The organism is Streptomyces bambusae (assembly GCF_019400985.1).
Taxonomy (GTDB): Bacteria; Actinomycetota; Actinomycetes; order Streptomycetales; family Streptomycetaceae; genus Streptomyces; species Streptomyces bambusae_A.
In genome coordinates this window covers 1-7,653 of sequence record NZ_WTFF01000344.1, presented here as the reverse complement: position 1 = coordinate 7,653, position 7,653 = coordinate 1, and the positions used below count along the sequence as shown (strand labels likewise).

The 7,653-nt window shown below is 76.8% G+C and carries 8 protein-coding genes and 1 pseudogene; 6 read left to right on the top strand and 3 right to left on the bottom strand.

Annotation, left to right across the window (positions count from 1 at the left end):
* A pseudogene (locus GPJ59_RS30845) lies at window positions 1-239 on the top strand (DUF5107 domain-containing protein); the annotation flags it as partial.
* 10 nt (window positions 240-249) lie between these two features.
* On the opposite strand, the gene GPJ59_RS30840 reads toward GPJ59_RS30845, so the two are convergent.
* A complete protein-coding gene (locus GPJ59_RS30840; protein ID WP_219671210.1) occupies window positions 250-1,140 on the bottom strand; it encodes a methyltransferase domain-containing protein in 891 nt (296 codons plus the stop codon).
* Window positions 1,141-1,302: 162 nt separating this feature from the next.
* Between GPJ59_RS30840 and GPJ59_RS30835 the strand changes: the two genes are divergently transcribed.
* The 3 genes from GPJ59_RS30835 to GPJ59_RS30825 all read left to right on the top strand — a co-directional run bounded on the left by GPJ59_RS30835 (window position 1,303) and on the right by GPJ59_RS30825 (window position 4,998).
* Window positions 1,303-1,905: a TIGR03086 family metal-binding protein gene (locus tag GPJ59_RS30835; RefSeq protein ID WP_374200960.1), complete on the top strand. Its 603-nt coding sequence runs from the start codon at window positions 1,303-1,305 to the stop codon at window positions 1,903-1,905.
* 181 nt (window positions 1,906-2,086) lie between these two features.
* The gene (locus GPJ59_RS30830; protein WP_219671208.1) at window positions 2,087-3,304 is read left to right on the top strand and encodes an aminotransferase class I/II-fold pyridoxal phosphate-dependent enzyme; all 1,218 of its coding nucleotides are present in this window, start codon (window positions 2,087-2,089) and stop codon (window positions 3,302-3,304) included.
* Between the two features lie 623 nt (window positions 3,305-3,927).
* Window positions 3,928-4,998, top strand: a complete 1,071-nt coding sequence (locus GPJ59_RS30825; protein ID WP_219671213.1) for an MBL fold metallo-hydrolase — start codon at window positions 3,928-3,930, stop codon at window positions 4,996-4,998.
* Here the strand turns inward: GPJ59_RS30825 and GPJ59_RS30820 are convergent.
* Complete coding sequence (locus GPJ59_RS30820) at window positions 4,984-5,667, bottom strand: DedA family protein (RefSeq protein ID WP_219671212.1); 684 nt, start codon at window positions 5,665-5,667, stop codon at window positions 4,984-4,986. The two genes, GPJ59_RS30825 and GPJ59_RS30820, sit on opposite strands and share 15 nt — an antisense overlap.
* Window positions 5,667-6,449: an MBL fold metallo-hydrolase gene (locus GPJ59_RS30815; RefSeq protein ID WP_219671211.1), complete on the bottom strand. Its 783-nt coding sequence runs from the start codon at window positions 6,447-6,449 to the stop codon at window positions 5,667-5,669. Before GPJ59_RS30815 ends, GPJ59_RS30820 begins: the two co-directional genes overlap by 1 nt.
* Before the next feature lie 121 nt (window positions 6,450-6,570).
* Between GPJ59_RS30815 and GPJ59_RS30810 the strand changes: the two genes are divergently transcribed.
* Both GPJ59_RS30810 and GPJ59_RS30805 read left to right on the top strand, forming a co-directional pair.
* Window positions 6,571-6,975 (top strand): hypothetical protein, encoded by a 405-nt coding sequence (locus tag GPJ59_RS30810; protein WP_219671207.1) that lies wholly within the window; start codon window positions 6,571-6,573, stop codon window positions 6,973-6,975.
* A 192-nt stretch (window positions 6,976-7,167) separates the two neighbouring features.
* Window positions 7,168-7,653: phage holin family protein (locus tag GPJ59_RS30805; protein ID WP_219671206.1), on the top strand; the 486-nt coding region annotated here is incomplete at its 3' end.

Genomic DNA, 7,653 nt, shown 5'->3' with positions numbered 1-7,653 from the left:
CCCGCGCGGTGTGGGACCGGCTGCGGCCGGCGCTGCGCGAACGCGGCCGCTTCCGGCTGCTCGCGGCGCGGCTGCTGGCGGCGGAGGGCCACACGGCCGCGGCCCGCCGCCTCTTCGAGGAGGGCTTCGAGGTCCCGGACCTCCGCGAGGGCGACGAGGTGCTGTCCGACACCTGGTACCGGCTCACCGCCCGCCCGCTGCCCGACCCGTACGACTTCCGCATGCGCCCGGCCCCCTGACCCTGGCTGATCACACCCGGCAGAGGATCTCGCCGTTCAGGACCGAGAACCAGGCGTCCGGGGACGCGCCCCACATCCGCCACGCCCCGGCCAGCGACGCCAGTTCGGTGGCGGTGGCGTGGCCGCCCTCGGTGGCCACCCGGGCGTACGACGAGGCCGTCGTGCGGTCCGCCCACAGGGCTGACCACCAGGCGATCTCCTCCGGGGTCGCGAAGCACCACGCCGTGGCCGTGGCCCGGACGTCGGTGAAGCCCGCGGCCCGGGCCCACGCGTGCAGCCTGCGGCCCGCGTCCGGCTCGCCGCCGTTGGCCCGGGCCACCCGGCGGTACAGCGACAGCCACGCGTCCAGCCCGGGCGTGGCCGGGTACCAGGTCATCGCCGCGTAGTCGGCGTCCCGGGCGGCCACGATCCCGCCCGGCCGGCACACCCGGCGCATCTCGCGCAGCGCCTGGACGGGGTCGCCCACGTGCTGGAGCACCTGGTGGGCGTGGACCACGTCGAACGAGTCGTCGGGGAAGTCGAGTGCGTGGACGTCGGCCGTGGCGAACGCGATCCCGTCCAGCCCCCGCTCCGCCGCGTGCGCGCGGGCCTGCTCCACCACGTCCGCGGCGGCGTCGACGGCGGTGACCCGGCCGCCCGGGGCGACCAGCTCCGCCAGGTCGGCGGTGATCGTGCCCGGACCGCAGCCGACGTCCAGCACGGACATCCCCGGGCGCAGCTCGCCGATCAGGTACGCGGCGGAGTTGCGGGCGGTGCGCCAGCGGTGCGAGCGCAGCACCGACTCGTGGTGGCCGTGGGTGTAGACGGCGGTCTCGGCCGGGGTCCCGGCGGCGGTGGCGTCAGTGGCGGTGGCGGCAGTGGTGGCGGTGGGCCCGGCAGGGCCGGGCGCGGCGGACGTCATGGTGGTGGCCTCTTCTCCTCGCACTTCCTCGAAGCGTTGCTCCCACCGTAGGCGATCATGCTGGAATATGAGATGGGTGTTTTGACATGCGGACAACACCGTTGCGGGGCAAGGGGAGTGGGGGGAACCTGGGGCCAGGGGGTCGAGCCGAAGGAGAGGACGGTGAGACCCGTGGGAGCCACCCGGACGGACCCGCAGACCGCACTCCTGGACCTGCACGCCGAGGCGCTCCGGCTGTTCGGCGAGCGGGTGCACGCCATCACCGGCGACCAGTGGGACGGCCCCACCCCGTGCACCGAGTGGACGGTGGCCGACCTGGTCAACCACGTCACCGGCGAACAGCTGTGGGTCCCGCCGCTGGTCGCCGAGGGCCGCACGGTCGAGGACATCGGTGACGCCTTCTCCGGTGACCTCCTCGGCGAGGACCCGATGGCCGCCTGGGACACGGCCGCCCACGCGGCCCACGCCGCCTTCGCCGCGCCGGGTGCGCTGGAGCGCCCCGTGGCGCTCTCGCGCGGGCCGACGCCCGGATCGGCCTACTGCGCCGAGCTGATCGTCGACTGCGCGGTGCACACCTGGGACCTGTCCCGGGGCATCGGGGCGGACGACCGGTTGCCGGACGACCTGGTCGACTTCACGTTCAAGGAGGTCGCGCCCCACGCCGACGCGCTCGCGGCGAGCGGGATGTTCGCCGCGCCGGTCGAGATCCCGGACGGTGCCGACACCCAGACGAGGCTGCTGGCCCTGATGGGGCGGAGGCGTTGACCGGCAGATTCGGGGTAAAGAGGGCGTATCGGCGGAGGGCGAGAAGGGGCAAACCGGAGCAATCGGCCTTATAAAGGCATGGTCTGCACACTGCGCACGACACCGCGCGCGCTGTGCGGAGACCGAACGGCGATCCGGAACGCGGCGGCAAGCACGGGACGAGGGCGAGGCGATGGAGGGGATGCAGCGTACGGCGCCGGAAGGACGAGGGCCGGTCCGCTTCGGTCCGCCCGCTCCCGAGCCGGGCCTGCCCGTCCTGCCCGAGCTGACGGAGGTCCTCGCCGCTGCCGCGGTCCGCTCCGCCCCCGAACCGCCGGGCGGCGGACTGCCCGTCCGCGAGGCCGCCTGCCGGCACTGGGCGCGGCGCGGCCTGCCGACGGAGCCCGGTGACGTGGCCGCCGGCCCCGGTGCGCCGGCGCTGCTCCTGGCGCTGCTCGGCGCGTACGGCGGCGACGTCATGCTGCCCCGCCCGTGTCCCGCCTGGTGGACCCCGCAGGTCCGGCTGCTGGGACGGCGGGCCTACCACGTGCCGACGCCGGCCGAGTGCGGCGGCGTACCGGACCCGTACGCGCTGCTGGAGACCGTACGGCGGGTCCGCGCCGAGGGCGGTGACCCCCGCGTCCTGCTGCTGTCCGTGGCCGACGACCCCACGGCGACCGTGCCGCCGCCGGAGCTGCGGCGCGAGGCGTGCGAGGCGGCGCAGGCCGTCGACCTGTTCGTGGTCAGCGACGAGACCTGGCGGGACACCGTGCACCGGCCGCACGGGACGCTCGTCCTCAGCCCCGCCACGATGCTGCCCGACGACGCGGCCGTCCTGATGGACCTGTCGGGCGCACTGCTGCCGGGCGGCTGGCCCGCCGCCGTGGCCCGCTTCCCCGGCACCACGCGCGGCACCTGGCTGCGCGCCCGCACCCTCGACGTGCTCACCGCCACCGGCGCCCAGATCGCCGGCCCGGTCGCCGGCGCCGCCGCCCACGCCCTCGACGAACCCGACGCGGTGGCCGCCCGGGCGATCGCCGCGGCCCGGCTGCACGGCGCAGTGGCCCGCGCCGTCCACCGGGAGCTCCTGGCCGTCGGTGCCCTGGCCCTGCCCCCGCAGGCCGGCCGCCACCTCTACGCCGACCTGACCCCGCTACGGGCCGGGCTCGCCCGGCGCGGCGTGGGCGACGCGATGGAGCTGGAGGACCACCTCGGGGTCCGGCTCGGCGCCCCCGCCCCCGGCGGCCAGCGCTTCGCGGACGAACTCGGCGCCCTGCGCGTCCGGCTGTCCACCAGTCCCCTGCTCGGGGTGACCCCGGAGGAGCGGCTGGCGGCCCTCACCGCCCGCGACCCCCTCGCGCTCCCGCACGTACGGCGGTCCCTGAGCGCCCTCGCGGCGGTGCTGGCCGACCTGACGTGACCTGACCTCACGTGACGGCGCCGGGCCCGCGACACGCGGCCGGCGCCGCCCCCGGGGCAACGGCGAACGGAGACTGCTCGATGAGCGACCAGACGGACGAACGGCCCGCCCTGCCAACCGGCACCGCTACCCGTACCGGCACCGGCACGAGCACCAGCCCTGGCACCGCCACCAGCCCTGGCACCGCCGCCGACACCCGCCCCGGCCCCGGCACGAGCACCAGCCCTGGCACCGCCACCGGTACCCGTACCGGCCCTGGCACCGCCGCCGGCACCTGGACCGGCACTGGCACGAGCGCTGGCACGAGCACCGCCTCCGGCCCCGGTAGCCGTACCGGCACTGGCACGAGCACCGTCTCCGGCCCCGGTAGCCGTACCGGCCCCGGCACGAGCACCGGCCCTGGCCCCGGCACCTGGACCGGCGCCATGAGCGCCGGCCCCGGTCCTGGCACCGTCACCGGCATCCGGACGGGCCCCGGCCGTGGCACCGGTCCCGGCACCGCCACCGGCACCCGGACCGGCACTGGCACGAGCGCTGGCACGAGCACCGTCTCCGGCCCTGGTAGCCGTACCGGCCCCGGCACGAGCACCGGCCCTGGCCCCGGCACCTGGACCGGCGCCGCCATGAGCACCGGCCCCGGCCCTGGCACGAGCACCGGCCCTGGCGCCGCCCCCGCCACCCGTACCCCCGCCCCCGCCCCCGCCCACCGGGCGTGGCCGGTTCCGCTCGTCGCCCCGCGCCCGCTGGCCGAGGCGCGGCTGTGGCCGCGTTCCTTCGCCGATCGGCTGACGACTCCGCTGCCGGGGCTGCGCCAGTACGCCCGACTGGCCCGCGAGGGCGCCTTCCGGCCCGACACCGAAGGGCTGCGGGGCATCCCCGACCTGCCGTACGAGCCGGGCCCGCTGCCGCCGCCCCGCGCCGGGACGGTGGGCGTCACCTGGGCCGGCCACGCCAGCTGGGTGCTGCGCCTCGGCGGGCTGACCGTGCTCACCGACCCCGTCTGGTCCCGGCGCATCATCGCCACCCCGGCTCGTATGACCCCCGTGGGCGTGCGCTGGCAGGACCTGCCGCCCGTCGACGCCGTCGTGATCAGCCACAACCACTACGACCACCTCGACGCGCCCACCCTGCGCCGGCTGCCCCGCCACACGGCCCTGTTCGTCCCGGCCGGGCTCGGGCGCTGGTGCCGCCGCCGCGGGTTCACCCGGGTCACCGAGCTGGACTGGTGGGAGGCGGCCGAACTGGACGGCGTACGCTTCGACTTCGTCCCCGCCCACCACTGGTCCAAGCGCTCCCTCTTCGACACCTGCCGGAGCCTGTGGGGCGGCTGGGTGCTCACCGACACCCGGGACGCGGCCCGCAAGAAGGTGTACTTCGCCGGGGACACCGGCTACGGGCACTGGTTCGGCGAGATCGGCCGCCGCCACCCCGGGATCGACCTCGCCCTGCTGCCGATCGGCGCCTACGCGCCCCGCTGGTGGCTGCACGACGTCCACGCCGACCCGGAGGAGGCCGTCCAGGCCTGCCTCGACCTCGGCGCCCACCGGATGGCGCCCATGCACTGGGCCACCTTCGTCCTGTCGGCCGAGCCGGTCATGGAACCGCTGCTGCGGGTCCGCGCCGCCTGGGACCGGGCCGGCCTGCCCCGCGAAACCCTCTGGGACCTCCCGATCGGCGCCTCACGCACCCTCTGACGGCCCCGCCCCCGTGGACGGACGCCCCCCGCCGCCCCCGCCCCCGGCCGACGGCCGCAGCCGCCGCCACAGCCCCGGCGCCGCGCTGATCAGCAGGGCCAGCGCCACCGCCGTCGCCACGCCCTTCCACGGCTCCGCGAACAGCGACCCGCCCAGGATGCCGATCAGCGCGTACGTCGCCGCCCACGCCAGGCACGCCGGGCCGTTGCCCCGGGCGAAGCGGCGCAGCGGCATCCGCGCCAGCAGGCAGGCGAGCATCACCGGAATACGGCCCCCCGGGACCAGCCGGGACAGCACCAGCACCAGTACCCCGTGGTCGTCGAGCCGCGCCCGGGCCTGCGCCAGCCGCTCCGGCGTCGCCCGCCCGCGCAGCGCCGCCGGCCGGCGCGAGCCGTTGCGGGAGCGGACCCCGCGCTGCCCCAGCCAGTACAGGGCGGTGTCACCGGTGAACGCCGCCAATGCCCCCACCCCGAACACCAGCAGCACCCCGAAGGGCGGCGACTGCTGGTGGAAGGCCACCACCGCCGCCGAACTCACCAGCGCCCCCGTCGGAATCACCGGCACCAGCGCCCCCAGCGCCACCAGCAGGAACAACGCCGGGTACCCCAGCGCCTGCTGCGTGGACTCCGCAGGGGTCTGCCCCCACTGGTCGAGCGCCTCCCGCACCATCACGGCACCCGCACCCGCACGCACTCGCCGTGCCCCGGCACGGCGACCGCCACCTGCGGCACCAGCCGCGCCGCCAGCCGCTCGAACTCCGCGCCCGGCGCGTGGAACTCGTGCGGCCGCACCGCGTCCATCCCGATCGGCCAGTACGTCCCGTAGTGCACCGGCACCGCGGCCGCCGGCGCCAGCCGGCCCAGGACGTCCGCCGCCCGCCGGGCGTCCAGATGCCCCGGACCCAGGAACGGGCCCCAGCCGCCCACCGGCAGCAGCGCCACGTCCACGGGCCCCACCTCCGCCGCCATCGCGTCGAACAGCCCGGTGTCGCCCGCGAAGTAGGTGCGCGCCGCGCCCTGGACGACGTACCCGAGTGCGGGCGAACGGTGCGGGCCGAACGGCAGCCGCCGCCCGTCGTGCCGCGCGCTGACCGCCCGTACGCTCACCCCCGCCCCCACCCCGACCTCGTCGCCCGGCTCCACCTCGGTCACGGTCAGCCCCCGCAGGCCGGCCAGCCGGGCCAGCCCCGGCACCGCCCGGCGCGCACCGCGCGGGACCACCAGGCGGGTTCCCGGCGCCAGCACGCCCAGGGACGGCAGGTGCAGGTGGTCGGCGTGCAGGTGCGACACCAGGACCGCGTCGGCCACGGCCGCCTCCCGCGGGGGCAGCGCTCCCCGGCGCCGCCGCAGGTGCGCGAGGCGGCGCGCGAACAGTGGGTCCGTCAGCAGCCGTACCCCGGAATCCTCGACCGTGCACGTCGCATGACCCCACCAGGTGATCTCCACCGGCAACACGGCCCTCCCTACCTTCGGTGCCTGTCGTGAGCGTAGGCCTCGACCGGCCGTTCTGTCCGCCCGTGGTGGCCGACGTTCGCCTCCTCGCCGCCGCCCGATCGGAGTAGGGTCGGGGGGTATGGACGAGCTGCGCGTGGCCGCTATCACCAGCCTGGCCCCGCTCGAGGAACTGGACGCCGACCCCTTCGTCGTGGACACCCGGAGCCAGCACGCGATGTGCGCCCGCTGGGCCGCGGACCAGGGCTACGTGGTGACGAGGCAGCTGCTCTTCCTGAGCCTGCGCGCCGACCACTTCGGGCTGTGGCGGGACGTCGAGGCGGGCCAGGTGGACCTGTTCGTCGCCCCCAACCGGCGGGTGCTGGAGCGGGCGCTGCGCTCGGTGGAGGAGTTCACCGCGGAGTGCGCCCGGCGCGGGGTGCGACTGGAGACCGCGGGCCTGGACGAGCCGAGCTACACCTCCGCGATGAAGGCCGAGGTGCACCGCAGGCTCTCGATGCCGACCGCGGGCTACGACGGCACCTGAGCGGCCCGGCACCCCCCCCGGCAGTCACCCCCCGGCACCACCCCCGGGCAGTCACCCCCCGGCAGTCACCCCCGGCAGTGCTCCTGGAGGAGTCCGCCCGCGCGGGCCCGCCCCGACGGCCCACGCCCTGTGCGACGCTGGAGGAGGAGCCCGGCGCACGGGCGTGGGCCGGGACGCGAGGGCAGGTGGGCCGTGCTGCGAGGGCGATGGCGCACCACGGCGGCCGCCCTGGGCCGGGTGGCCCTCGTGTGGGCCGCGTCCACCCTGACCATGCTCGTCATGGCCGGCCTCCTGCCGGACTTCCGGCTGCGCTCCGACGACGGCGACAGCATCACCGAGACAGGGCTTGCGGCCGCCTGGGGCGCCGGCGCCTTCGGCCTGCTGAGCGCCCTGGTGTGGCCGCTGCTGGTCCGGGCGCTGCTGCTGGTGCCCGCGCTGGTGCTGGGCCTGACGGTGTTCTTCCTCAACGGCTCGCTGCTGCTGGTCGCCCTCGACCTGGTCCCGGCCGCCGACGGCGAACTGTCGCCTCAGACCGCCGTCGTGGTCGCCGCGGCGATGTCCGCCGTCGCCTCGGCCACCTCCACCGCCCTCGCCGTCCGCGACGACGAGGCCTACCGCAGGCGGCTGTACCGGCTCGCCGACCGCCGGCGCCGCCGCGGCCGCCGCGCGGCCGGACCG